Genomic DNA, 22,902 nt, shown 5'->3' with positions numbered 1-22,902 from the left:
TTACGCTATTGTTTGCCATCATCCTCACCCCTTCGACTCTGTCAAACGTATTCTCGGATCAATAATCCCATATAATAAATCGACGACTAAAATCGTCAAAATGTAAAACGCACTGTAAAACAATGTCAATCCCATGATTGTCGTATAATCATTCACTTTGATCGAGTCAACAAACAAGCTGCCGATTCCCGGTATGCCGAAAATATTTTCAATAACGAGAGAGCCTGTAAGCAAGCTGACAGTGATAGGCCCTAAAATGGTAATGATCGGGATAAGTGAATTTCTGAGCGTATGGTTAAAAACGACACTCCATTTTGAAAGCCCTTTTGATTTTGCAGTCAATATATAATCTTGCTGCAGTACTTCAAGCATTTCATTTCGCGTGAACCGCGCAATGAGGGCGATGACCATCATCGCTAAAGCGATTGTCGGCAGTACCGAGCTGCTATAACTCTCCCAGAAAGCGACAGGTAGAATCCCCCATTTCAACCCGATATAATATTGCAGCAATGCCGCAAAAACAAAATTCGGTATCGAAACACCGATGACAGCAATGAACATCGTGAAGTAATCCCACGCGGTATTATGCCTGAATGCGGCAACCATACCGAGAATGAGGCCAATTGACATTCCCAAGATCACAGCTTGCAAACCTAGTAATGCAGAAGGTCCGATCCTATCTTTAATAAGCGATTCTACTTTTTGCCCTTTGAAATAAAAGGAAGTTCCCAAATCGCCCTTCACTAAGTTCCCCATATAGATTCCATATTGCATGATAACAGGCTTGTCGAGTCCGTACTTGGCATAAAACTCAGTCCTCGCCTCTTCCGTCAGCCCAGCCAGCCTTTCTTCATCAAAAGGAGAACCCGGCAATAATTTCATCAGAAAAAAAGTAGCGGTCGCAATGACAACAAGTGTCAAGATGATATTGAAGACCCTGACGAATAAGAATTTCTTCATTCCTTTCACCCCTTCACACGCGGATCATATTTATCTCGCAGTCTCATAAATGCTGAACACAGGCTTTAACATGCCGACCAACTCTTTCCTAGCATTCAATAGAGGAGGATAATGATAAGATTCAAGAGCCCCCGCTTCCTGTTCATCAATTAAATCCATCTGGCTAAGGATTTCCATGATGACAGCTGAAGTGGCGCGCGCATTACCATCTTCTATTTTTACAGCTATTCCGATTCCCGCTTTTGGCACCCCTACACAATAAACCCCCTCTGCACCAACTTTGCCGAACATCTTCCCTCCCATATGCTTCATGAAATCCGTACAGAAACGGGATGTGCCGCCGACCATTTCCGGTGCATTCATCATAGCTGTCGTCACCCGGCGGATAGATTGCTGTCGCGATTCTTCCAGTTCGCTCGGATCAGCCATTCGAGCAAACCCAAGCGCCAAATTCCGTAACGGAATTCCATGGACAGGAACACCGCAACCGTCTATGCCGATTTGGATATCTTCCATCGGCACATCCGTCAACTCACTAATGACCGTAAGGATTCGCTGCTGTACGGGATGGTCGATTTTGTAATAGTCGTCCACACTTTCATTCATATGTTGGGCAGTCGCAAGCATTCCGCTATGTTTTCCAGAGCAGTTGTTATGGATAGGCGTTACATTTCCCCCACTTTTTATTAGTTCTTCAAACGCCTCTTGCCGCCTCGGAGGATGCATGCCGCATTTCAAATGAGCCACTTCCAAATCCAATCTGCTTAAGATTGATGCAGCGCGTTCAGTATGTTGTTTCTCTCCATTATGGGAAGCACAAGCCAATGCCAAGTCTCCATCGTCGAACTGATAGTGATCGGCCGCGCCCGTCTCAATAATTGGGATCGTTTGCAGTGGCTTCATGGAAGAACGCGCAAAAACGACTTTTTCGATATCGCCAACGGAAGAAATCACCTCTCCTTGCGCATTGACAATTGCAATGTCGCCTCTATGTATACTTTCTATCAATTGACCCCGTTCCACCGTGACAAGCAGCTCAGACATTTTCTAACACTCCAATTCTCTTTATTTTCAAATAAGTATAAAGCTTGAAACAACTTATTTCAACCACTTTATTTAATTAATTTTAACTTTCCGTATTACAATCTTTTCGAATTAAATAAAATAGATAAAATAGTTTAAAAACTGCTTGAAAGGTTCTTTCAGGTTTGATAAGGTTATAACAACTTATTCGTCAGACTATTCTGATGGGTGGTGAAGTTAAGTTCAATTCACAAATAAAAAAGGGGGATTGAGAATTGAAACCAGTCATTGGCATTACTTCCAACATAGATTCGACTACTCACTCGATTCAAAACACGTACATCCAGGCGGTCATCACGGGTGGAGGCATACCTCTTGTCATACCAACCGGGGTGGAAAATGACGCAAAGCAGATTACTAAGCTGCTAGATGGATTACTGATTTCAGGCGGAGGCGATATGAATCCTCAACTATTCAACGAAGAGCCGCTGCCACAGCTTGGAAACGTTACTCCTGAAAGAGATACGGCTGAATTGGAGCTTGTCAGGCAAATGCTCTCTTTGGATAAACCAATCCTCGGCATATGCAGAGGGCACCAAGTTCTGAATGTCGCTTTTGGCGGAACGCTATACCAGGACATTCACTCACAAAGCGCAAGTGCTTTATTGCAGCACGACCAAAAAGCGAAAAGGGATCACCAATCCCATTCGGTCCATCTTGAAAAAGGTACATTGCTCGAGTCCATCGCAGCTTCAGAAAAAATTATGGTGAATTCGTTCCATCATCAAGCGTTGAAGGATATCCCTTCCCCGCTTATCGTTTCGGGTAAAGCGAGTGACGGTATTGTAGAGGCAATTGAAAGTCCAGATCACCATTTTGTCATTGGCGTGCAATGGCATCCCGAGGCTTTGGTGGAAAACGCTGATCAGGTTTCCAAGCGACTTTTCGAGGCGTATATGAAAGCCTGTTTAGAGAGGATGGGAGCAGTTGAATATCATTGATCTGCATTGTGACGTATTAGCTAGAATGCATAAGGCAGAAGGGAACATGTCATTTAAAGATTCCAATGAGCTCGATGTCACGTACGAAAAACTTAAGCAAGGCGGAGTTCACATCCAAGCTTTCGCCATTTTCATTTCACCATCTTTGAAGTCGGACCAAAAATTCCAAGCGGCACTCGATCAAATCCACTATTTTTACACGGATGTCATCGGCAAGAACCCGAATATGAAAGCGTTGAAAACGTGGAGCGATTTCGACCAACTACAAGAAGGTGAAATCGGCGCATTTCTAACGCTGGAAGGGGTCGACTGCATCGGAAATGATATGCAGAAGCTGTCGATTCTTCGCGAACTTGGAGTTCTATCAATCGGGTTGACGTGGAATAATGCGAATTTGGCTGCGGATGGCGTCGGAGAAAAACGCGGGGCGGGCTTAACGTCTTTCGGAAAAGAAATTATTGAATTTTGCAATGAAAATAAGATTCTTTCAGATGTTTCCCATCTAAGCGAAAAAGCCTTTTGGGATGTCATGGATTTAGCTCATTATCCGATAGCGAGCCATTCCAACTCGAAAACGATCTGCAATCATCGAAGGAACTTGACGGATGAGCAGGCGACGCATTTATTCCAAAAGAATGGCCTAATCCACGTCGTATACAACCCACCTTTTGTAATCGAAAAAGGAGATGCATCCATATCAGACCTTATCGCACATATCGATCACTTCTGTTCCCTCGGAGGAATCCGTCAAATTGGGCTCGGATCGGATTTTGACGGCATCTCTGAAAAAATCATCGGCCTTGAAGATGCCTCAATGCAACCAGCTCTGATCAATGAGCTATTGAAAAAGTATAGCGAAGATGAAGTGAAAGGATTTGCATATAAGAACTTTCTCGATCACCGCCCCGGCGTAATGACACTACAGCATGCGGGGGAAGAAATTTGCTAAAGACAAGTAGGTTAGGAGGATACTAATGAAGAAAAAATTCAATTTTTTACTCGTAATTTCTTTGGTCATGGCAGTCATTCTAAGCGGCTGCGGCTTCACCGACTCGAAAGGCAACGACGGCGAAAAGGCTGGCGAAACGAATGACAAAAAGGAAAAAGTCGTCAACTTGAGCCTCGCTAACGACATTCCCGATTTGAACCAAGTGTTGACGACAGATGGCATCTCTTTCTCCATATTGAACAACGTAATGGAAGGACTTTACCGTTTGGATGAGAACAATGAACCTCAACCCGCAATGGCAGAAAGTGTCGATGTGTCAGATGACAAGTTAACGTACACATTCCATCTGCGCGACGGCATCAAATGGAGCAACGGCGACCCTGTCACTTCGGAAGACTTCAAATACTCGTGGCTCCGGGCAATGCATCCGGATACAGCAGGCGCATATTCAAATATCCTCTCCGATTACATTGTTGGCGGGCAGGAATTTGTGGATGGCGAGGCTGAGGCTGATGCAGTCGCTATTGAAACTCCCGATGAAAAAACGATTGTTGTCACCCTTAAAACACCGACACCGTTTTTCCTAGGGTTAACGGCTTTCGTCACATACTTCCCTTTGAACGAAAAATTCATTAAAGAAGTCGGGGAAGATAAATTTGCACTGACTGCGGATGCAATCCTTTATAACGGACCATACACATTGACTGAATACAATCAAGCCCAAGGCGTTACATTAGTGAAGAACAAAGAGTATTGGGATTTCGACAATGTAGATGTCGATAAAGTAACGATGAAAGTTATTAAAGAACAAAGCACAGCATTGAACTTGTATGAAGCTGGAGAATTGGATCGGGTTTACTTGGCTTCTTCTGATGTTGACTCTTATAAGGACAGCGCGGAATTCGGCACGGAAACTGAATTCATTTCCTGGTATTTGCAATTCAACTTCCTTGAAAAGCCTTTTGACAACGTCAATATCCGTAAAGCTTTCCAACTTGCTTATGACGCAGAAACTTTGACTAAAACAGTACTGAATAATGGATCTGTTCCTGCTTACGGATTAGTCGCTGCAGGTGTATATGGCGATGGTGATAAAACATTCCGTGAGTTGAGCGGAGATCATGTGAAAATGGACGTTGCAAAAGCAAAAGAGTTCTTAGAAAAAGGAATCGCCGAAGTCGGCGAGTTGCCTCCGCTTAAAATTTTGACAGCGGACGATACAATTGCAAAAGATACAGCGATCTTCCTCCAAAGCGAATTCAAAAAGAATTTGGGCATCGATGTTCAAATTGATACGAAACCGTACAGCGGTCGCTTGGATGCGATGAGAGCGAACGAATTCCAAATGGGTATTTCCCGTTGGGGCGCAGACTATAACGACGCGATGGACATTTTAAGCTTATGGATCGGAGAACCACTGCGTGGCCTTCGCGGGAACTATTACAATGAAGAGTATAAGAAATTGATCGACAGCGCTCTTGTCGAAGCAGATGAAGCGAAGCGCCTTCAAATGTTGATTGACGCAGAGAAACTAATGCTCGTCGATGACGGCACATTAGGCCCATTATACTTTGAAGGAAAAGCATACTTGCAAAAGCCGAACTTAAAGGGTGTTATCATTCACCCTTATGGCGCTTCCATTGAACTTAAAACAATGAAAGTAGACGAATAATTATCGAACCCGCTTAGCAATCTAAGCGGGTTTTTCTATTTCATTCCGCTATAATTAATGAATAGAGAAACTTTACTTAGGAGGGCGGCTAATGAACATCCTCGTAATCGAAGACAATGAAAGCGTATCTTCTATGATTGAACTGTTTTTTGAAAAAGAAGGGATTCACGGCGAATTCGTGAAAGATGGTCTTCAAGGGTATGAGCGGGCAGTGTCAGGAAGTTGGGATTGCTTGATCATTGACTGGATGCTGCCGGGGATGGACGGGGTGACAATTTGCCGGAAACTGCGTCAAGCCGAGGTTGCTGTGCCGATCATCATGCTGACGGCGAAAGATAGTGAATCCGACCAAGTCCTTGGACTTGAAATGGGCGCGGATGATTATGTGACGAAGCCGTTCAGCCCACTTGCGCTCATGGCCCGCATTAAAGCTGTTACACGGCGCTATGCCGTTAAGAAGGATGATGATTTCGACAATGATACGCTTAAGACAAATCATTTCACGATCAACACGTCGACCCGAGAAGTACGATTAGACGGCAAGCCTGTACCGAACTTGACGCCAAAGGAATTCGACTTGCTCCAATTTTTCATACAGCATCCAAAACAGGTGTTTTCGCGTGAACAACTGCTGGATCGAGTGTGGGGATACGATTTTTACGGCGATGACCGGACGGTAGATGTGCATATCAAACGATTACGATCGAAGGTTTCGAAAGCAGACCAGCCGTTTTTCCATACAGTATGGGGTGTCGGCTATCGATTTGACGAAACGACCGGTGATACAAAATGAAAATCAAATATTTCCATCAGCAACTGGCAAGTCATATTAGTGTCATCATCATCGCCTTTCTAATCCTTAGTCTGCTGTTCTCCCATTTCGTCGAGCAATTCGTCTATGATAATAAAACCGAAGAGCTCGCTTCGTACGGACAATCGATATTGACCGATATCGAGCAGGATCAAAGGAATTCACGTTCCATTTTGAAATCATATGGATATGTATTGGAAGGCCGAGATATCCAATACTCTTTATTCGACGAAAAGTCGGCTATCATTTATTCTACAGGCCTGAAAACACCTTTGATCGAACTGAACGAGGAAGAATGGCGTGAATTGCAAAACGGGAAAACGATTACCGTGAAACAAGAATACAAACGGTTCGAACAGGCAGTCACTTTCGTCCTTCTCCCCTATTTCCACCGAAACCAATTCGTCGGCGGTGTTTTATTAACCTCCCCGATCAAAGGATCTCGGGAAGTCATTTCGCAAATGAACAGCTATTTAATCTATACGACGTTCATTGCCCTCGCAATTACATTGCTAGTGAGCGGACTTCTATCGACGTTCCATGGAAGGCGCATCAATCGGCTTCGATCGGCGACTGCGAATGTGGCCCAAGGCGACTATTCGGTACGAATTCCGACAGCAGGTGTTGATGAAATTGGAGAGCTTGCAGGCGACTTCAACAAGATGGTCGAAAAGCTCGAAGAATCGGCAGAGGAAATCGAAAATCTAGAAAATCGTCGGAGGCAATTCATGGCGGATGTATCGCATGAACTTCGAACGCCGCTCACGACAATCCGCGGCATTATTGAAGGATTACGAAATGACATGATTTCAGAATCAGAAAAGGAGCGGGGCCTCCAGCTCGCAAGCAGTGAAACGATGAGGCTTATCAGACTCGTGAATGAAAATCTGGATTACGAAAAAATCCGCTCAAATCAAGTAACGTTATTGAAACAGGAAATCCAACTGACGGAACTACTTGCCATCATCCAGGATCAATTAGAGGAAACTGCCGCCGAACGAGCAGATGCAATTATCGTCGAGGTAAGTGAAAAAGCTACCATCTTCGCCGATTACGATCGACTCACCCAAGTCCTCATCAACATAACAAAGAACAGTATCCAGTTCACAGAAAACGGCACAATTTGGCTGAGGGGCTATACGTCAGAGGAGAGTGCAATTATTGAAATCGAGGACACAGGCATCGGCATGGATCCTGAGGAAATTGAGAAGATTTGGAGCCGGTTCTACAAAGCGATCGATTCACGGACAACGAATCCATATGGCGAGTTCGGACTTGGGTTGTCGATCGTGAAACAACTGGTCACATTGCACGGTGGAACAATTTCAGTAGAGAGTGAAAAAGGCAAAGGGACGAAATTTATGATTAAGCTGCCGAATGAATGAGTTTGCGGGAGAGGAATGAAATCTTTGCGGGAATAAAGGAGCCCTTAAGGAATCAATGGAGCCTTTGTGCGATTAATGGAGCCCTTGTGGAATTAATTGAGCCTTCGCGCGATTAATTGAGCCCTTGATGAATTAATTGAGCCTTTGCGCGATTAATTGAGCCCTTGATGAATTAATTGAGCCCTTCGCGCGATTAATTGAGCCCTTCGCAAAGAACGAACAAAATTTGTCAATCGGTCCGCAGCCGATTGGCAGACTTTTTCAATTTAGCGAACGCGAATCTATTAATTTGTGGTACGATATTTCCAAACAATGCAAATTCGTCAGAAGAGGTGTTTCTATGAATTTTATTGCTTGGATCATCATTGCTTGTGAAATCGGTTTTTGGGTCGTCATTGCAGCAGGGCTTGTCACACGATATATCTTCAATAAAAAACGTCTCGGTCTATTTTTTCTCGCCTTGACCCCAGTTATTGATCTTCTATTATTAATCGTCACAGCGAACGATCTTTATAACGGCGCCACCGCCACGCAAGTCCATGCGATTGCCGCCATCTACCTAGGTGTTTCAGTCGCTTTCGGGAAAAGCATGATTCGGTGGGCAGATGAAAAATTTTTATATTATGTCAAAAAGCAAGGTTCAAAGCCTGTTCGCAAACATGGCCTTGCCTATGCAAAGCATTCGATGAAAGGCTCGCTGCAACATGTGCTCGCATTCATTATCGGGGGAGCTTTCCTGTTTCTAATGATTTACTTGATCGATGATCCATCCAAAACGGAAGCCCTCTCCGGCATGTTGAAAGTATGGGCGATCGTTCTCGGAATCGATTTCGCCATTTCCGTGTCCTACTTCATCTGGCCACGACCAGAAAAAAGCAGTTCCATCTAGGAGGAACTGCTTTCAGAAATGTATATTTCATTAAAATCAGCATAAATCCAAAAAAGCCGACCTATGAAGGGTCGACTTTTTTACATTAAAAGTTCTTACGATACCATTCCGCCGCTGCTTCCACTTCTGTCCGCGTTAGCGAATGTCCGTTCATTTCCCAATGAACTTCTGTCGATGCGCCTGCTTCCGTCAGCAACTCCTGCAAATCCGTCGTCTCCTGTGCTGGACAGATCGGATCATTCTTCCCTGCAGCGATGAATACAGGCACTCCCGCCAAATCAGGAAGTCCAATTCCCCGCCTCGGCACCATCGGATGATGCAAAATGGCACCTTTTAACGAATTCGCATAATGGAACAGCAAGCTACCTGCGATATTGGCACCGTTCGAATAACCGACAGCGATAATGTTCTTTCTGTCAAACCCATGCTCATCCGCTGCCTCGTTAAGAAATGTATGCAATTCTTCCGTTCGGAAAATTAAGTCCTTCTCGTCGAAAACACCTTCCGCAAGGCGGCGGAAAAACCGTGGCATCCCGTTTTCAAGAACATTTCCCCGCACACTTAGTACGGAAGCGTCGGGATCGATCATTCCCGCAAGCGGCAATAAATCCTGTTCTGTTCCACCTGTACCATGGAGCAAAAGAAGGGTCGGCTTAGACTTGTCTGCACCTTGTTTGAAAATATATTTCATAATCTCTCCCCCTATTTCTCATATTGCAAATGGGATAAAAGAAATCCCCAATCGTTTACGAAATTACATTGTGCAGACGCTATCCCAAGCAATCTGCATTTTATCTATCTGAAATCACATTATCTCGAATTCAAGATAATAATAACAGAAGCCGATTATGTTGTCAAAGCCGATGGTTCATTCAAAATTTGAGCAGCGCCAATAATGGTAGGCAATCGCTTCCGACATGAAGGCAAGCCCTCTGCTTTCAACTTGGATAATGGGTTGCCATGCTTCTCCTCTCCCTTTCATCAAATAGATTTCGTGATGAGGAGCGGGATCGAAATAGCCAGACATGTCAAATGTACCATGCCTTCTGAAGACAGCATTCACTTCATAGTCAATTTTCGGTGCAGTTGTCAGCGGATTGCCGACCGAATGCTCCAGTAGAAAACCACTTTCTCCTTTTTTATGATCGGTTCTCTTCATCGTTATACCATCGGCGGAGGCCTTCGCTTTTTCCTTGAAATGTTTCAAATGATTATACGCTACTGTCGTTCCAACTTCTTTCGTGAATGTCATCGGCTCTCCTTTTTCATCATAGGACAACTCAATGTCCACACGCGTTCGGAAGCTATCCCCGTTTGGATCAAAACCCCGCCCATCGCCTTTGAAAAAATGATTCGGCGACAGCGGATTCGGATTTCGGATCCACTCATCTTCAAGGAATGTTGTATAGCGGAATTTCCACCGGTCAACGTTCGTAATTTCACGCTCCCGCTCATTGATCGGCTTTAACATGTCTCTTATTTTGCCGATCGATTTAACCGTCGTAAACGTTTCAACAGCTGATTCTGATGTGGACGTATTTGGATTTATCATGCCAAACAGGTTGGACAGCACAGATTTCGCAGATGTCATCCGTTCATCGGATTTAATCAACGGACGTCTTGACCGAATCGTATAGACGTACGATTGATCTACATCGATGTCACGGTCGATAAATCGATTCGTGTCAATTTCAGCTATAAATTCTCCGTTTCGGTAAATTTCATATTTCCCAACGTCTTTAATTTCCTCCCAGGAGAGCGCAATTTGCGTCTTTGCGACAATCGTCGTCATTACAAGCAATTGCAATGGGTTTTCGACATTTTTCTCTTCCGCGAAGGCCGATGTTTGCATGGCAATCACATCGACGACTTGATTATTTTCAACCCGCTCAATCATGTAATGATATAGCTTGCCATGTTTGAAGTCTCCGTCTTGAAATTCTGGGTAGGACCCTTCGTACAAATGCTTGCCATCCTTATATACATTATAAAATCCCCCGACGTCATTCCATGTGAACGAAATTAGGTCTTGCTCATGCTTTACGGATTTGATTTCAAATAGCATACAGACCGCCTCCTGCTTTCATTTTGCTGCAATGACAAACCACCTAAACATTGCACAGCTTTTTATTGTCAATGCCCTTGTTACCGAGTTGCGAAACAAGTGAAGGGAGGGTCTTTAGTCCCGAGATGAGCATAACTATCTGAGATTGTGCCATAACTTTCAAAAGCGTTTTTAGTTCGTTCGTAAAGTCCCGTTTTAGTGATAACTTCATTTATTCAATAGATAACTTTGTGAATCCGATAGATAACTTCATGGATTCGATAGATAACTCTTCACATTCAATAGATAATGCTAAACTCGGAAAAAATCATTCTTAGAATCGCAAAATAAAAACCCGCCCCAGAAAGTGTCCGAAGCGGGTTTAAATTATTTCAGCTCCCTCAATTCCTTGCTGAGCTCTAGAAATTTCCGGTCTAATTCCGCATACTCCCCGTCGCCGGGCTTCAGCATGCTTAATTTTCCTAAGACTGCTTGCAATTCGGTTTCGATACGAAGTCGTTCGTCGATGGACGTTTCCTTTCGTGGTGCGGTCTTCTGTTCCTCCCACTCCTGCAGCGACTGCGGCAATTTCCGGATGCTCCCTTTTTCAAATACGAGCAAGTTATCCGCCATTCGCTCGGTGAAGTAACGATCATGCGAGGCAAAAAGCAGTGTTCCCGGAAAAGTCGACAATGTCTTTTCGAGCTGCTCTCTCGATGGTAAATCCAAATGATTCGTCGGCTCATCCAATAGCAACACGTCCGTTCCTTCGAGGATGAACTGCATGAGTTTCACCTTCACTTTTTCACCTTGGCTCAACTGACCTAATGGCAACTGCCAATGCTTCTTGTTAAAACCGAGATTTGTCAATTGTGTCCGAATCATCCCTTGCTCCTGGTACGAATCCGCATGAAAATGTTCCGAAAGCGTCACGTCTTCCGGCAAATCAAGCACCGCTTGGCTCATATAGCCGATTGACATGCCTTTCGTCAGCCACAAATCCCCTTCAAAATCCTCCTGCCCCATCATCATTCGGAAAAGAGTCGACTTTCCGCTTCCATTTGCACCGACAAGCGCAAACCGCTCACCAGCTTGAACAGTGAAGGATACGTCTTTGAACAATTCGTTGCCGGCATAGGCTTTTCGGACATTCTTCAGTTCCATGACTCGATGCCCTTTTTTCCTCCGCCCTTTCATATCGAATTCGACCGTAATTTCCTCTTCAGGTTTCTCGACTCTTTCTTTTTCAAGCTCCGCCTCCAATCTCATGCGTTTCGAGCGGATCTGGACATCCTTCTTCTTTGCCTTCATACGCCAATATTCTTTTGCCCCCATCGCGCCGCCGCCTTTTTTCATCGATTCCCGATGTGCTTTCTCGGACCATTCCGCAAGCTGCGCCATCTGCTCTTCCACTTTTGCAATCTTTCGTTGCTGTTGAATGAAATGCTGTTCTTGAATCGCCCGGTTCATCTCTTTTTTCTTCCGATACGCCGAGTAATTACCCGTATACAAGGTCAGCCTCCCATGTTCAATCTCAAAAACGAAATCTGCCGTCTGGTCGATGAAATGCCGATCATGCGATACAATTAAATATGTCGCTTTCCCTTCATTAATAATTCTCACCAATTCGTCCAAACTTCTCGCATCTAGATGGTTCGTCGGTTCATCCAATAAAACGACCGCACTTTTCGAAGAAAGCGCTGCCGACAGACGCATCTTCATCCGTTCGCCACCACTCGCAGATGCATACTCAGCCTCCTCAGGAACACTCCATTTCGAACGGTACAAAGATGTTTCAGACTGTTCCCAATCGACGATACCTTCAACTGCTTGCTCTTGTTTGAAATATGTGATGCTCGGCTTTTTCCCAATCCATTCAATGGAGCCCGACGTCGGTTTAATTTCCCCCGCGAGCAAGGATAATAATGTAGACTTCCCCGCCCCATTCGGACCGACAATCGCAATGCAAGCCCCTTCCGGCAGCTCTGCTGAAACTTGTTCCAAGATGATCGTATCTCCAATCGAGTACGTCAGTTGATGAATATTCCCTAGTAACATAATGATTCCTCCCCTTGTGGAGGGCATAAAAAAATCCCTCCGGATGATAACGGAAGGATCGGTAATCATAATCCAATTTTTAAAAACCTCAAAAAATCCCTGTAAATAGGGATAGACACCGTTGAGGAAATGACATAAAAATGGACAGACCAATCCTGTTCTCCGTAAGAATGAAACTTTTCTTTTTCCGGATTTCCAAGATTAGTTGTACATCGTCCACACGTCATTCCCTTCCTCTATAGATGCATTTCATTATACTATAATTCAAAAATTCTTTCAACGGTACGTTGCGGCAAATTCGTCTTCATTGTAGATCTTCTTCCTTCCAAATTCGCTCCCATTGTACATCATCATCCGTCAATTGGACACGATATACGTCCGGATTCGTCAATGCCTGCCACTCCTGAAAACCGATCCGCTCGTCATAACATCTCAAAAGAAGTGTCATCAGATTTCCATGCGTCACGAGTATTACCTTAGATCCGTCAGGCAGTTCATCCACGACATTACAAACACGCTCCATCGCTTCGTGGGAAGATTCTCCGCCTTCATATTTTAAATGGTCATCGAGGAACGTATCCTCCAATTTCAACAACCAATCTTCAAAAGCATGTGAACTCAACGTCCGCTCCGCCAATCGGCTGTCCTCCTCGATGTGGATCTTTTTTTCGTCAGCAATCGCTTCAGCTGTCCTTCTGGCACGAACGAACGGACTTGAAATGATTCGATCTGCTTCCAATTCCGAAAAAAAATCCGCAAGCTTTTCGGCCTGCACAATGCCCTCTGCAGTCAAATCCGCATGCGGCGACTGCCCATCTGCCGAACAATGACGAACAATGTAAATTGTCTTCTCCATTTCAACCACCTCCATTCTTGTTTCCCCTTGTTGAATTCAAAGAAAACATGAGTAATGTTCATAACAAAATTCGACAAAAGAATAAAAAACCCTTTGCCAGGAATCCTAAAGCAATGGAGGTGGAGACAATGAAGATTTCGAAAAAATTCACTCAAGCTGGAACCGATATTGAAGAAGTGAAACGGCAAAATGCAAACTCGGGGCTAAGCTACAACGAAGTGAAGGAAGTTCTTGCACGCACCGGCGGTATAGGGACTGGGCAATATAGCGATACGGATCCTGCACAAGTTAGAAAAGCGAACAAGCCGACTGGTAAATGAAAAAACCGGTTCCCATGACGGGGACCGGCTTTTCATTTCATATATTGGTCTAGGAAATGACCGACCTTCACTTTATAAGTCTCACCCGCAAGCGCAAAAGCCTCTCCATGATTCGCGTTCGGGACGAGGAATATATCAGATTCGCTTGAAGTGTTTCGTTCCAATTCTCTTGCCATCTCCGTCGGTACGAACGTATCACTCATACCATGTATATAAAAGATTGGCACACTTGCTTTCCTCACTTGTTTCAAAGCGCTTGCCTCCCTGAATGAATAACCGGCACGGACCTTTGTCAATGCACTTGTGCTATCCAATAGTGGGAATGCCGGCAGATGAAACATCCGGTTCATTTGGTAGGTGAACAATTGGTAGACGGATTGGTACGGGCTATCAGCGATAATGGCATGCACTTGTCGAGGAAGCTCTTTTTCACCGCTCGCCATTAACACTGTCGCAGCTCCCATCGATAAACCATGATAAGCAATTTCCGTCTTAGCACCAAGCTTTTGCACTAATAGATTCGACCAATCGATCAGATCAAGTCGATCTGGCCAGCCGAATCCGTAATAATCGCCTTCGCTTTTTCCATGTCCTCGCGCATCCGGCATGAAGATGTTATAACCTAAATCATTATGATAATACTGTCCGAAGAGCCCCATTTGCTTCGCATGACCTAAATAGCCATGCGTCAAAATGACAAGCTTGTTCGTCGGTTTGGAGGCAGGTAAATAGTAACCCGATAGTTTAAGTCCATCTCTTGAAGTCAAATGGAGGGTTTCGAACTTCTGCGCAGCAACCCACTTTTTCCAGTCGCCATTCAAATATAGCTCCATCGTCTCGTCAGCAACTTCCAAATCGGCATTTCCCTGCAAGTACTCTTTCGGGCCGCGCTTCACTGCCAGCTCATAAAAAAAGAAGCTGCCCGCGACCTGTATCACTAGGAAGACGGTTGAAAACAGAACCAATAACTTCTTCCAATTTATTTTAATCGTTCTCATTCCCTTTATAGTCTCTCGGCATTCAATATGCCTGCTCTTATTATATCGGAATTAAATTGAGATTATATATGTAAATATTAGTTAATTTTTAATTTAGCAAGTGTTTATTATAGTCATGGTGTTCCCTACCTTGTTTTTATGTATAGCTATACAAATGCTACAAACAATAGCTTATATACGAAGGAGGGCATCATCATGAATCTTGTTTTAGAAACACTTTTAATATTTATCGTCGGTACGATACTTCTGCGGATCGGCGGAAGGAAGTCCATTTCTCAGATGACAATTCCGCAGACAATCATCATGATTGCGATTGGAACATTATTAATTCAGCCGGTGACGGGGCATGGCCTATGGACAACATTCGGACTTGCCGTCATCCTCATCCTATGCCTCCTCGCAACGGAATATCTCCAATTGAAATCCGACAAATCAGAGACGGCGATTTCCGGCAAAGCGGTGCCTGTTATCGTCAATGGGACCATCAATGTGGAAAACCTGAAGAAGCTCAGGCTCACCGTCGATAAGTTGGAGGCGCGCTTTCGACAAGACGGAATCAGTTCAATGAAAGATGTCCAGTTCGCCACTTTGGAGTCAAGCGGACAGCTAGGATATATGTTGAAACCTGAAAAACAAGCCGCCACAAAAGAGGATATCCAAAAACTCATTTCAGTAATTCAAAACGGCCAGATGGGGAATCGGAACCATACCGATAATATTTTCACTGAAACGATAACGAAGAAACAGGACGACGCACCAAAGTATTTACAATAAAAAAGCCGCGGCAGATTGCAGGGGGGATGCAATCTGTCGTGGCCTTTTCATTATTGCTCTTTTTCTCGTTTTTTATTCTCATCTTCTTTAGCAGCTTTGTCGGCACTTTTGAATTCTTTGGTATACAACACTTCCTGGGTCGAGCTTAGGCCATTATTTCTTTCAGTCAGTCTTTCGTGAGGTTCCTTTTTCTGATTCATAGAAAAACGCTCCTTTCCGTCAATCTATAATCAGTTTTCCCGACCTGTCGAAAATTAACCGACTGGTTTCATTGAGCTATATAACCGCCATCCATGTCGATTCAATTCCTACTTCACGGGAATTTCAATCTCATAATCAACCGGCTTCATATGATGCATTCCTTTAATTGTCATATATTCGGGCGTCGTATCCGATGAAAATACTAATGTACGCACCTTCAAAATCCTTCCGTTATGAAGCTTTTCAAAGTCTTGTCTCACAGTTGTTTCCAGCGGGGATGAACTTCCTTGCCCTTCAATTGTTACACCGTCAAAAAGGACATCATCATCCGAAGCAATTGTAATTTCGACTCCATCTTCAGTTTTCAATACATCCCTCACCCAAATATCCTCACCTTTGAGCAGGATGGGTTGCTCATTAATCTGGCTAAGCTGAATCTTTTCATCAACGATCGTATAGCCGACAAATTCCTTAACTACCAACTTTAACGTCTCTAAGTCCTTTGGCAAAGCGTCAAAACGCAATTCGAATCCAGAGCCGCGTAATGAGCTACTACTGCCGCTGCCTAACAAATCAATACGCTTTCCGTTCGCATGCAACTCCACTTTTTCAAAAGGAAGATGAATTCTATCAAAATTTTCCACATCCATTGTTCCTTTAATCATTGTTATTGTAGGTGTAGCTGTGAGTGATTTGAATGTAATTGTTCCTTTATCGACTTTCACTGTTTCCTTAATTTTTTGTCTAATTTCGGTTTGCATCGCTTTATTCGGATCATAAGGAAATGAAATACTTCCTGTCATCCACTTTCCGTTCAGTGCACGTTTTTCATATTCCAATGTTAATTTTTTCGCAAATGGGCTAACCGGGGCAAAAGACATTTCTCCTTTGATTTCAGAAGCATCCTCATTGATGATGGATGTACCGCTACCTCTATCCGAATTCGTTAAAAACCCAGTAATCCTCGGCAGCTGAATATCTTCAATTTCATCGAGATTCGAAAGTGTGTAATAAAGGATCAACTGATTCGCATCCGTCATAATGCCCTCTACAGTAAACTCAGTCCCATCCTCAAGTACAACACTTTCCCCAATCGTCTGGCCCAGACCTTCTTCATTTAAATTAGCTAGCGTACTACTCATCAATTCATCGTACCCCATTATTTTCTTGCCATAATAGGCAAACCCATTATAGTTAAAACCGACAACAGATAAGAATAAGAGTGCAATGACAGCCATTAGCCAAATAGGCTTCCGTTTCTTTTTACTAGGAACAGTGTCCAACGCCTGACTAAGCCGCCCTTCCAATTCCACTGGTGCGGTTATGTTACGCAAACGTTCCTGCTCCTCGGCCAATCGTTTTTCAATATCTTTCATGGGATTCACCCCTGTAAGCTTCTCTTATTTTTTTCAATCCTTGAAAAACCCTCGACTTCACCGTGCCGACCGAAACATTCGTCAGTGCGGCAATCGTCTCGTAATCCAAATCGTGGAAGTACTTCAACTGGATGGCTTCTTTCTGATATTCATTCACAAACATGAGCATTTCTTGGATTTCCATTTGCTGTTCACTTTGCAAATACGGATCATGACCCGACTTCTCTGGTTCCCATTCATCCAACAATACAATTTTTTGCCGCTTTTTAAGCATCTGCTTGCAGCCATTTACAAGGATCGTTTTACTCCAGCTGTAAAATGCCGCTTCCTTCTGTAGCTGGTGAATATTCATATACAAACTGACAATCATCTCTTCCATTGCATCCATTGCATCGTTTTCATTTCCCATATATGTCAGGGCAAGACGATAATAGTCGTCCCGCTGATTCATGATCAGTTGAAGCAATGCCTCTTTGCTCCCCTTTTTTGCTTTCTTCACTAACCGAACGACCTTCACGACCTCACCTCTCCCCTATAAGAGTCATCATACCGTGAAAAAGTTCATTTTCACCGAAAATAATTTAGTCCCGGAACATCTGTCATGGTTGTCCATAGTGTAATCGAGTATAGTAAGAACAGGTGATGATATGAAAACAAAAATATATATCGACAACGATACATTCGTTGCAGGAACAACATTGAGGGATGAACGTTTGCCCGAGCATAATAATATGGCGTTTCACGCATGTGAGAAGCCCGAAACTGTCCTCGTAAATCGAAAACGATTGGCGGACATCCTGCAATGCAAGCTGGCGGATTTCGTCAGCGCCAGTCAAACACATAGCGCGAACTTTCATAAGGTGACCCTTGCCGACAAAGGACGCGGCGCTGAAGTAGGGGCGACTGCGATTCCGAATACGGATGCGCTTTACACCGTTGAACCTAATGTGTTGCTCTGCAGTTTCACTGCCGATTGCGTTCCGGTCATTTTTTGGAATGAAGCACGCGGCCTCATCGGCGTCATCCATTCTGGCTGGCAAGGAACGGTCAAGGAAATCACTTTGAAGGTGTTTGAGCATCTGAAAGAAGTTGAGGGATGTCATCCTGCTGATTTCCATGTACAAATCGGGATGGCGTTAAGTCAGGAGAAGTTTGAAGTGGACGAGGATGTATATGTGAAATTCAAAGCGCTCGGCTATGCGGATGAATTAATGTATTTCAATGAAACAACGAATAAATACCATATCGACAACCAGAAAACAGTGAAGAAGCAATTGGAACTGGCCGGGATTCCGGAAAACCGGATCGCCATCGACCGGACATGCACCTATGTGAGCCCGGATGGCTTCTCGTACCGTCAAGATAAGAAAGCGGGACGGCATTTGAGCTTTGTAATGAGGAAGGGGTAAATCTGGCAAGCGATCCTTTGGACGTGGGACGACTCGCTTTGGACGCGCGTCGACTCACTTTGGACGCGCGTCGACTCACTTTGGACGCGCGACGACTTACTTTGGACGCGCGACGACTCGCTTTGGACGCGCGACGACTCACTTTAAGCGCGGGAGGCATTCGTGCCCATATAATCAAAATAGACTGCCGTAGAAAGTCCGTTATCAACGGCTTTCTCAGACAGTCTATTTCGTTTTTATAACGGTCGCAGCGCAACTGTTTCTTTTTGTTTCAATGCTTCTACCATATCGAGCCATTGTTGTGGTTTATTCGGCAAGACCGAATAGTAATCCATTAAGAAATCTACGACTAGGCTGGATGGAATCTCCGTCACTTGCTCATCTGTCGGCATGAAGCAGAAATCGAGGCCTTCCACTGCTTCCCCATCGTTTTTCCATGATGGATGTACATATGTGAAATCGAGGCGCTTGTAGCCGAGATGGGAGAGCACTTCCCTCCGGACGTACGGATTCATAGCCATCACACCGCCGAAAGCGAAATCTTCTCGCTCATATGGATCGTAAATTTCAGCGAACATGCCGAATAGCGTCTTGTCATTTTCTTTCGCCAGCCTCTGTAAATCCTCTTCACGCCGTTTCGCCAAGAAGCGGCCGATGCCAAGGCCCGATTGCCCGATAATCGTGAAATCGGTCATTGCTATATTCCAGTCCGGATAATAGCGGTATTCAGTTGCACCGACTACTTCCCCTTTATGCACCGCAACAAAAACGCGAATGCCCGGATCCTCGAGCGGCTCTTTCCATAAGTCGAACTCCAACACTTCTTCCGGTGGGAAAATCTCCCCTAACAATGTGTGCATTTTTGCAAATAACGGATCTTCAATATTGTTCACGCGAATAAATTCCATCTCTATTTCCCCCTCTTAAACGGATTCTTCCATTCCATTAATAACGCATAGTTATGCGATTCTTCGTCTTCCAAATAGTTTTCAATCAACGTGACAGGCATGCGCCCGCAGCGAAGCAAAAACGAAATGACAGGATCCTTTACTGTTCCACGAACGATCTTCTCTACATATTGCTGCGCAGTCATTTCTCCGGCGACCTTTCCGTAGCCCGGCATGCGACCTCCGCCAAGAACCCGTTCAACGTCGAGCTTGACCGCGAGCTGGTAAATCGCCTGCAACATCCACTTGCCAAGCCCCGCTTTCCGGAACTCGGGGCTAATGCAGATATCGACGATATAAAGTGTGTTCCCTTCAGGAATATGGTTGCGAATAAACCCGCCATCCGTCACATCTTCCCACGTATGCTTTGGTTCATCGGGATTAAAATTCACGAGCAGCGTCGTAAGGGAACCAATGATTCGACCGTTATATTCAACACAAATGGCCCCATCAGGAAACAGGCTTACGTGGTTCTCCAACTGTTCACGGCTCCACCATAAGTCTTCCGGAAAAGGCGGCGGAAAGCATTCCGCCTGAAGTGCGATCATGGCATCGAAATCCGCATGTGTATAATTGCGAATGGCAACAGGAATGAAGCTCCCGTTATGGGAGACCATCACCTCACTGCGATATGCCACTGCTCTCACTCCCGACTGGGCTAGTAGTACCCCAATCCGTGTACAAATCGGTTCTGCGATCACGCCATGTGGTCACCGAACCTTTTTCACGCACTTCGTATAACAGGCTCAAATCGAGATCCGCCGTAACGAGCATATCGTGATTCAGCTCTCCTTCCGCTGCCAACCCTTTTGGTGGGAATGGAATGTCGTTCGGTGTAATGATTGCGGCTTGCCCAAAGTTCGCGCGCATGAAATCTACAGTGTTTAGGGAGCCGACCGTTCCCGTCAACACGACATAAACTTGGTTTTCAATCGCTCGCGCGTGGCTCGTATAACGGACGCGATGAAACCCGTGACGGTCGTCTGTGCAAGAAGGACAGAAAATGACATCTGCTCCCGCGGCCTTCACCATCCGAACGATTTCAGGGAATTCGATATCATAACACGTCAAAATGGCGATCCTGCCTTTTTCCGTATCGAACACTTTCAGCTCGTTTCCAGCCGCCATATTCCAGCCTTCTATTTCGAAAGGGGTTATATGCAACTTCGCTTGCTCCTCCACTGTGCCATCCGGGAAGAAAAGATGAGCGACATTATAAAGGCGCCCCTCACGCTGGATAACATGAGTGCCGCCGATAATATGCATGTTCGTTTCTTTGGCGAGCGTCGTGAACAGTTCGATGTATTGATTCGTAAAGCCCGGCAGCGCCTCAATTGACAGCGCTTTTCCATTTTCATCACCAATCGAAAGCAACTGCGTCGTGAAGAATTCCGGAAATAAAACAAACTCAGCCCCATATTCTTGGGCATTGCGGATATAGTGCTCACATTGCGCCTCAAACTCTTCGAAAGAGCTGATTGCATGCAGATGATATTGCACAGCAGAAACGCGAAGTTTCATTAACCTAACCCCCTATTATGTGTAGTTAGCAACATCATAATACACGGGGTGGGTAATGTCATTCATTATTTTCACGGTGGATGTCGTCATTTTGTTAGGCATAAAGTTACAAGATGAGCATAAGTTGCAAAGATTGCGCCATAACTACCGAGAACTCGCGCATAAGTAGCCGAGATTGCGCCATAACTACCCTAAACTAGAGCATAACTCGCAATCTTTGCGACAAATGAAAAGGATGCCGACAAAATCGTCGGTCATCCTTTGTAAAATCTATTTCTTCTGCTGTCTTTTCATTTCATTACGCGCTTCTTGTTTGATCGACTCTAACTGCTCCTCCGCTTTTCTTGCCGCATCGTTCGCCAATCCCGCAGAGTCTTTCGGAAGCCCATTTGGCTTTTCATCTTTATCGCCAGCATAGCTTTTCATGATGATAATCACTCCTTCGGTTGATACATTTAGTATTCCCAAAAAAGCGTTCATCATAAACCTCCCGATCATCTCGTCAATGCGTAATACAAAACATACAGCCATCCAAGGATTCCATGAAAAATGGCCCAAAGTATTGATTTATGCACACTCCAAGAAATGACGACAGCTAAACAAGATCCGAGGCCAATGCCTCGCTCCACCATCCTTTTTTCCACCTCATCCCTCCATAGTTTAGTATAGGTTCGCCAACCTTCTTTCATGAACTGAAATTTTTGTCGTTCTTTGTGCAGGAAGCTTATTTTCATTCCGTCAGGGTAAACTTGCACTAAAAAGGATGAATCATTCCATGATGTATGACTGTATCATTATCGGCGGTGGACCAGCTGGGCTAAATGCCGCCCTTGTACTAGGAAGAGCGAGAAGAAAAGTGCTGCTGTTCGATGATAACCAAGCCCGCAATCGAGTGACACGCGAGGCCCATGGGTTCATTACCCGCGACGGCATCTTGCCAGATGAGTTCCGGCGCCTTGCTCGCAGCGATATCTCCCGCTATCCATCTGTTGAAATCAAAAGCGAAAAGGTTGCTTCTATAAAACGACTAGACAACATACATTTTGAACTGGAAACGGCGGAAGGCAACAGCTTTCATACGATAAAAATCATCTTAGCGACAGGCTTGAAGGATGAACAGCCGAATATCCCGAATATCGAAAAGTTCTACGGCACTAGTTTGTTCAGCTGCCCGTACTGTGACGGATGGGAGCTTCGAGATAAACCGCTCGCCGTCATTGCGGATAAAAACGTATACAAACTTGCGAAAGAAGTTTTTGTATGGAGCAAGGATCTGGCCGTGTTCACGAATGGCGAAGGACGGCTTGAGGCGGATGAATGTAATAAATTGCTTGAGAAAGGCATCAAAGTTTATGAAGACAACATCGCTGCGCTGGAAGGTGAAAACGGACAGCTGAAAGGAGTCTGTCTTGAAGATGGAACTCTCATTGACCGCGCCGGTGGATTCGTTACGCCTCTATGGAGCCATAGCAATCAGTTCGCAGAAGAGCTCGGCTGTGAGCTGAATGAATACGGGGGCATCCAGACTGACGAATATGGCAGGACGAATGTGTGGAATGTATATGCAGCAGGGGACACCGCTCATATTGTCCCCGCCCAGCTCGTCATTGCCGCGGGATCTGGAAGCGCCGCCGCGATTGGAGTGAATGGAGATTTGACGAATGAATTTTTTGGTGATTGATTCCAATATGTAAAATGCCTGTGCAGA

Annotated in this window: 25 protein-coding genes; 10 read left to right on the top strand and 15 right to left on the bottom strand. The window is 44.8% G+C overall.

Annotation, left to right across the window (positions count from 1 at the left end; translation table 11 throughout):
• Window positions 1-24 precede the first annotated feature (24 nt).
• The gene (locus tag ACTHPA_RS04235) at window positions 25-960 is read right to left on the bottom strand and encodes an ABC transporter permease (protein WP_440498916.1); all 936 of its coding nucleotides are present in this window, start codon (window positions 958-960) and stop codon (window positions 25-27) included.
• A 30-nt stretch (window positions 961-990) separates the two neighbouring features.
• Window positions 991-2,004, bottom strand: coding sequence for an asparaginase (locus tag ACTHPA_RS04230; protein WP_440498914.1), 1,014 nt, complete (start codon window positions 2,002-2,004; stop codon window positions 991-993).
• A 254-nt stretch (window positions 2,005-2,258) separates the two neighbouring features.
• On the opposite strand from ACTHPA_RS04230, the gene ACTHPA_RS04225 reads away from it, so the two are divergent.
• The 6 genes from ACTHPA_RS04225 (at window position 2,259) to ACTHPA_RS04200 (ending at window position 8,690) form a co-directional block, all read left to right on the top strand.
• Window positions 2,259-2,984 carry a gamma-glutamyl-gamma-aminobutyrate hydrolase family protein gene (locus ACTHPA_RS04225; protein ID WP_440498912.1) on the top strand — a complete coding sequence of 242 codons (726 nt, stop codon included), beginning with the start codon at window positions 2,259-2,261 and terminating at the stop codon, window positions 2,982-2,984.
• Window positions 2,971-3,933 carry a dipeptidase gene (locus ACTHPA_RS04220; protein ID WP_440498910.1) on the top strand — a complete coding sequence of 321 codons (963 nt, stop codon included), beginning with the start codon at window positions 2,971-2,973 and terminating at the stop codon, window positions 3,931-3,933. Before ACTHPA_RS04225 ends, ACTHPA_RS04220 begins: the two co-directional genes overlap by 14 nt.
• A 25-nt stretch (window positions 3,934-3,958) precedes the next feature.
• Window positions 3,959-5,605: a peptide ABC transporter substrate-binding protein gene (locus ACTHPA_RS04215; RefSeq protein WP_440498908.1), complete on the top strand. Its 1,647-nt coding sequence runs from the start codon at window positions 3,959-3,961 to the stop codon at window positions 5,603-5,605.
• Between the two features lie 91 nt (window positions 5,606-5,696).
• Window positions 5,697-6,398 (top strand): winged helix-turn-helix domain-containing protein, encoded by a 702-nt coding sequence (locus tag ACTHPA_RS04210; RefSeq protein ID WP_440498907.1) that lies wholly within the window; start codon window positions 5,697-5,699, stop codon window positions 6,396-6,398.
• Window positions 6,395-7,801, top strand: a complete 1,407-nt coding sequence (locus tag ACTHPA_RS04205) for a HAMP domain-containing sensor histidine kinase (RefSeq protein ID WP_440498905.1) — start codon at window positions 6,395-6,397, stop codon at window positions 7,799-7,801. Before ACTHPA_RS04210 ends, ACTHPA_RS04205 begins: the two co-directional genes overlap by 4 nt.
• Window positions 7,802-8,141: 340 nt before the next feature.
• Window positions 8,142-8,690, top strand: coding sequence for a hypothetical protein (locus ACTHPA_RS04200; protein ID WP_440498904.1), 549 nt, complete (start codon window positions 8,142-8,144; stop codon window positions 8,688-8,690).
• 85 nt (window positions 8,691-8,775) lie between these two features.
• Here ACTHPA_RS04200 and ACTHPA_RS04195 read toward each other — a convergent pair whose 3' ends face one another.
• From ACTHPA_RS04195 to ACTHPA_RS04180, 4 genes are all read right to left on the bottom strand, one after another.
• The gene (locus ACTHPA_RS04195) at window positions 8,776-9,381 is read right to left on the bottom strand and encodes an alpha/beta hydrolase (RefSeq protein ID WP_440498902.1); all 606 of its coding nucleotides are present in this window, start codon (window positions 9,379-9,381) and stop codon (window positions 8,776-8,778) included.
• 177 nt (window positions 9,382-9,558) lie between these two features.
• Window positions 9,559-10,755: a DUF3238 domain-containing protein gene (locus tag ACTHPA_RS04190; protein WP_440498900.1), complete on the bottom strand. Its 1,197-nt coding sequence runs from the start codon at window positions 10,753-10,755 to the stop codon at window positions 9,559-9,561.
• 366 nt (window positions 10,756-11,121) lie between these two features.
• Window positions 11,122-12,792 (bottom strand): ribosomal protection-like ABC-F family protein, encoded by a 1,671-nt coding sequence (gene abc-f / locus ACTHPA_RS04185; RefSeq protein WP_440498899.1) that lies wholly within the window; start codon window positions 12,790-12,792, stop codon window positions 11,122-11,124.
• 304 nt (window positions 12,793-13,096) lie between these two features.
• Entirely contained in the window at window positions 13,097-13,648 is a 552-nt protein-coding gene (locus ACTHPA_RS04180; protein ID WP_440498897.1) for a histidine phosphatase family protein, read from the bottom strand.
• Between the two features lie 128 nt (window positions 13,649-13,776).
• On the opposite strand from ACTHPA_RS04180, the gene ACTHPA_RS04175 reads away from it, so the two are divergent.
• Window positions 13,777-13,968 (top strand): gamma-type small acid-soluble spore protein, encoded by a 192-nt coding sequence (locus ACTHPA_RS04175; RefSeq protein WP_440498895.1) that lies wholly within the window; start codon window positions 13,777-13,779, stop codon window positions 13,966-13,968.
• A gap of 32 nt (window positions 13,969-14,000) precedes the next feature.
• On the opposite strand, the gene ACTHPA_RS04170 is transcribed toward ACTHPA_RS04175, so the two are convergent.
• Window positions 14,001-14,966, bottom strand: coding sequence for an alpha/beta hydrolase (locus ACTHPA_RS04170; protein WP_440498894.1), 966 nt, complete (start codon window positions 14,964-14,966; stop codon window positions 14,001-14,003).
• Between the two features lie 195 nt (window positions 14,967-15,161).
• On the opposite strand from ACTHPA_RS04170, the gene ACTHPA_RS04165 reads away from it, so the two are divergent.
• The gene (locus tag ACTHPA_RS04165) at window positions 15,162-15,740 is read left to right on the top strand and encodes a DUF421 domain-containing protein (protein ID WP_440498893.1); all 579 of its coding nucleotides are present in this window, start codon (window positions 15,162-15,164) and stop codon (window positions 15,738-15,740) included.
• Window positions 15,741-15,790: 50 nt separating this feature from the next.
• On the opposite strand, the gene ACTHPA_RS04160 is transcribed toward ACTHPA_RS04165, so the two are convergent.
• From ACTHPA_RS04160 to ACTHPA_RS04150, 3 genes are all read right to left on the bottom strand, one after another.
• On the bottom strand, window positions 15,791-15,940 hold the full coding sequence (locus ACTHPA_RS04160; protein ID WP_440498891.1) for a YfhE family protein: 150 nt from the start codon (window positions 15,938-15,940) through the stop codon (window positions 15,791-15,793).
• 108 nt (window positions 15,941-16,048) lie between these two features.
• Window positions 16,049-17,317 carry a DUF4179 domain-containing protein gene (locus ACTHPA_RS04155; RefSeq protein WP_440498890.1) on the bottom strand — a complete coding sequence of 423 codons (1,269 nt, stop codon included), beginning with the start codon at window positions 17,315-17,317 and terminating at the stop codon, window positions 16,049-16,051.
• Window positions 17,304-17,834: a sigma-70 family RNA polymerase sigma factor gene (locus ACTHPA_RS04150; RefSeq protein ID WP_440498888.1), complete on the bottom strand. Its 531-nt coding sequence runs from the start codon at window positions 17,832-17,834 to the stop codon at window positions 17,304-17,306. The genes ACTHPA_RS04155 and ACTHPA_RS04150 overlap by 14 nt, the downstream gene beginning before the upstream one ends.
• A gap of 130 nt (window positions 17,835-17,964) precedes the next feature.
• Here ACTHPA_RS04150 and pgeF point away from each other — a divergent pair, with 130 nt between their 5' ends.
• On the top strand, window positions 17,965-18,726 hold the full coding sequence (gene pgeF, locus ACTHPA_RS04145; RefSeq protein ID WP_440498886.1) for a peptidoglycan editing factor PgeF: 762 nt from the start codon (window positions 17,965-17,967) through the stop codon (window positions 18,724-18,726).
• A gap of 236 nt (window positions 18,727-18,962) precedes the next feature.
• Here the strand turns inward: pgeF and ACTHPA_RS04140 are convergent, their stop codons facing one another.
• The 5 genes from ACTHPA_RS04140 to ACTHPA_RS04120 all read right to left on the bottom strand — a co-directional run bounded on the left by ACTHPA_RS04140 (window position 18,963) and on the right by ACTHPA_RS04120 (window position 21,838).
• Window positions 18,963-19,634 carry a GNAT family N-acetyltransferase gene (locus tag ACTHPA_RS04140; protein ID WP_440498884.1) on the bottom strand — a complete coding sequence of 224 codons (672 nt, stop codon included), beginning with the start codon at window positions 19,632-19,634 and terminating at the stop codon, window positions 18,963-18,965.
• Between the two features lie 2 nt (window positions 19,635-19,636).
• Window positions 19,637-20,311 (bottom strand): GNAT family N-acetyltransferase, encoded by a 675-nt coding sequence (locus ACTHPA_RS04135; protein ID WP_440498882.1) that lies wholly within the window; start codon window positions 20,309-20,311, stop codon window positions 19,637-19,639.
• The gene (locus ACTHPA_RS04130; RefSeq protein WP_440498881.1) at window positions 20,295-21,194 is read right to left on the bottom strand and encodes a carbon-nitrogen hydrolase family protein; all 900 of its coding nucleotides are present in this window, start codon (window positions 21,192-21,194) and stop codon (window positions 20,295-20,297) included. Before ACTHPA_RS04130 ends, ACTHPA_RS04135 begins: the two co-directional genes overlap by 17 nt.
• A gap of 270 nt (window positions 21,195-21,464) precedes the next feature.
• Window positions 21,465-21,674, bottom strand: a complete 210-nt coding sequence (locus tag ACTHPA_RS04125; protein WP_440498880.1) for a hypothetical protein — start codon at window positions 21,672-21,674, stop codon at window positions 21,465-21,467.
• Window positions 21,675-21,688: 14 nt separating this feature from the next.
• Entirely contained in the window at window positions 21,689-21,838 is a 150-nt protein-coding gene (locus ACTHPA_RS04120; protein ID WP_440498879.1) for a hypothetical protein, read from the bottom strand.
• A 131-nt stretch (window positions 21,839-21,969) separates the two neighbouring features.
• On the opposite strand from ACTHPA_RS04120, the gene ACTHPA_RS04115 reads away from it, so the two are divergent.
• Window positions 21,970-22,875, top strand: coding sequence for an NAD(P)/FAD-dependent oxidoreductase (locus ACTHPA_RS04115; RefSeq protein ID WP_440498877.1), 906 nt, complete (start codon window positions 21,970-21,972; stop codon window positions 22,873-22,875).
• Window positions 22,876-22,902: the final 27 nt, after the last annotated feature.

The sequence above is a fragment of the Sporosarcina sp. SAFN-015 genome, from assembly GCF_051966875.1.
GTDB lineage: Bacteria > Bacillota > Bacilli > Bacillales_A > Planococcaceae > Sporosarcina.
The sequence above is the reverse complement of the archived record's forward strand: the minus strand, read 5'-3'. Positions and strand labels throughout refer to the sequence as shown.

Excerpts from the sequence above, each read along its gene's own strand:
- ACTHPA_RS04230 (WP_440498914.1), bottom strand. The coding sequence starts at position 2,004 with ATGTCTGAGCTGCTTGTCACGGTGGAACGGGGTCAATTGATAGAAAGT.
- ACTHPA_RS04115 (WP_440498877.1), top strand. The coding sequence starts at position 21,970 with ATGATGTATGACTGTATCATTATCGGCGGTGGACCAGCTGGGCTAAAT.
- ACTHPA_RS04235 (WP_440498916.1), bottom strand. The coding sequence starts at position 960 with ATGAAGAAATTCTTATTCGTCAGGGTCTTCAATATCATCTTGACACTT.
- ACTHPA_RS04215 (WP_440498908.1), top strand. The coding sequence starts at position 3,959 with ATGAAGAAAAAATTCAATTTTTTACTCGTAATTTCTTTGGTCATGGCA.
- ACTHPA_RS04130 (WP_440498881.1), bottom strand. The coding sequence starts at position 21,194 with ATGAAACTTCGCGTTTCTGCTGTGCAATATCATCTGCATGCAATCAGC.
- ACTHPA_RS04200 (WP_440498904.1), top strand. The coding sequence starts at position 8,142 with ATGAATTTTATTGCTTGGATCATCATTGCTTGTGAAATCGGTTTTTGG.
- ACTHPA_RS04210 (WP_440498907.1), top strand. The coding sequence starts at position 5,697 with ATGAACATCCTCGTAATCGAAGACAATGAAAGCGTATCTTCTATGATT.
- ACTHPA_RS04165 (WP_440498893.1), top strand. The coding sequence starts at position 15,162 with ATGAATCTTGTTTTAGAAACACTTTTAATATTTATCGTCGGTACGATA.
- ACTHPA_RS04160 (WP_440498891.1), bottom strand. The coding sequence starts at position 15,940 with ATGAATCAGAAAAAGGAACCTCACGAAAGACTGACTGAAAGAAATAAT.
- ACTHPA_RS04140 (WP_440498884.1), bottom strand. The coding sequence starts at position 19,634 with ATGGAATTTATTCGCGTGAACAATATTGAAGATCCGTTATTTGCAAAA.
- ACTHPA_RS04175 (WP_440498895.1), top strand. The coding sequence starts at position 13,777 with ATGAAGATTTCGAAAAAATTCACTCAAGCTGGAACCGATATTGAAGAA.
- ACTHPA_RS04190 (WP_440498900.1), bottom strand. The coding sequence starts at position 10,755 with ATGCTATTTGAAATCAAATCCGTAAAGCATGAGCAAGACCTAATTTCG.
- ACTHPA_RS04170 (WP_440498894.1), bottom strand. The coding sequence starts at position 14,966 with ATGAGAACGATTAAAATAAATTGGAAGAAGTTATTGGTTCTGTTTTCA.
- ACTHPA_RS04155 (WP_440498890.1), bottom strand. The coding sequence starts at position 17,317 with ATGAAAGATATTGAAAAACGATTGGCCGAGGAGCAGGAACGTTTGCGT.
- abc-f (WP_440498899.1), bottom strand. The coding sequence starts at position 12,792 with ATGTTACTAGGGAATATTCATCAACTGACGTACTCGATTGGAGATACG.
- pgeF (WP_440498886.1), top strand. The coding sequence starts at position 17,965 with ATGAAAACAAAAATATATATCGACAACGATACATTCGTTGCAGGAACA.
- ACTHPA_RS04180 (WP_440498897.1), bottom strand. The coding sequence starts at position 13,648 with ATGGAGAAGACAATTTACATTGTTCGTCATTGTTCGGCAGATGGGCAG.
- ACTHPA_RS04195 (WP_440498902.1), bottom strand. The coding sequence starts at position 9,381 with ATGAAATATATTTTCAAACAAGGTGCAGACAAGTCTAAGCCGACCCTT.
- ACTHPA_RS04205 (WP_440498905.1), top strand. The coding sequence starts at position 6,395 with ATGAAAATCAAATATTTCCATCAGCAACTGGCAAGTCATATTAGTGTC.
- ACTHPA_RS04125 (WP_440498880.1), bottom strand. The coding sequence starts at position 21,674 with ATGAACGCTTTTTTGGGAATACTAAATGTATCAACCGAAGGAGTGATT.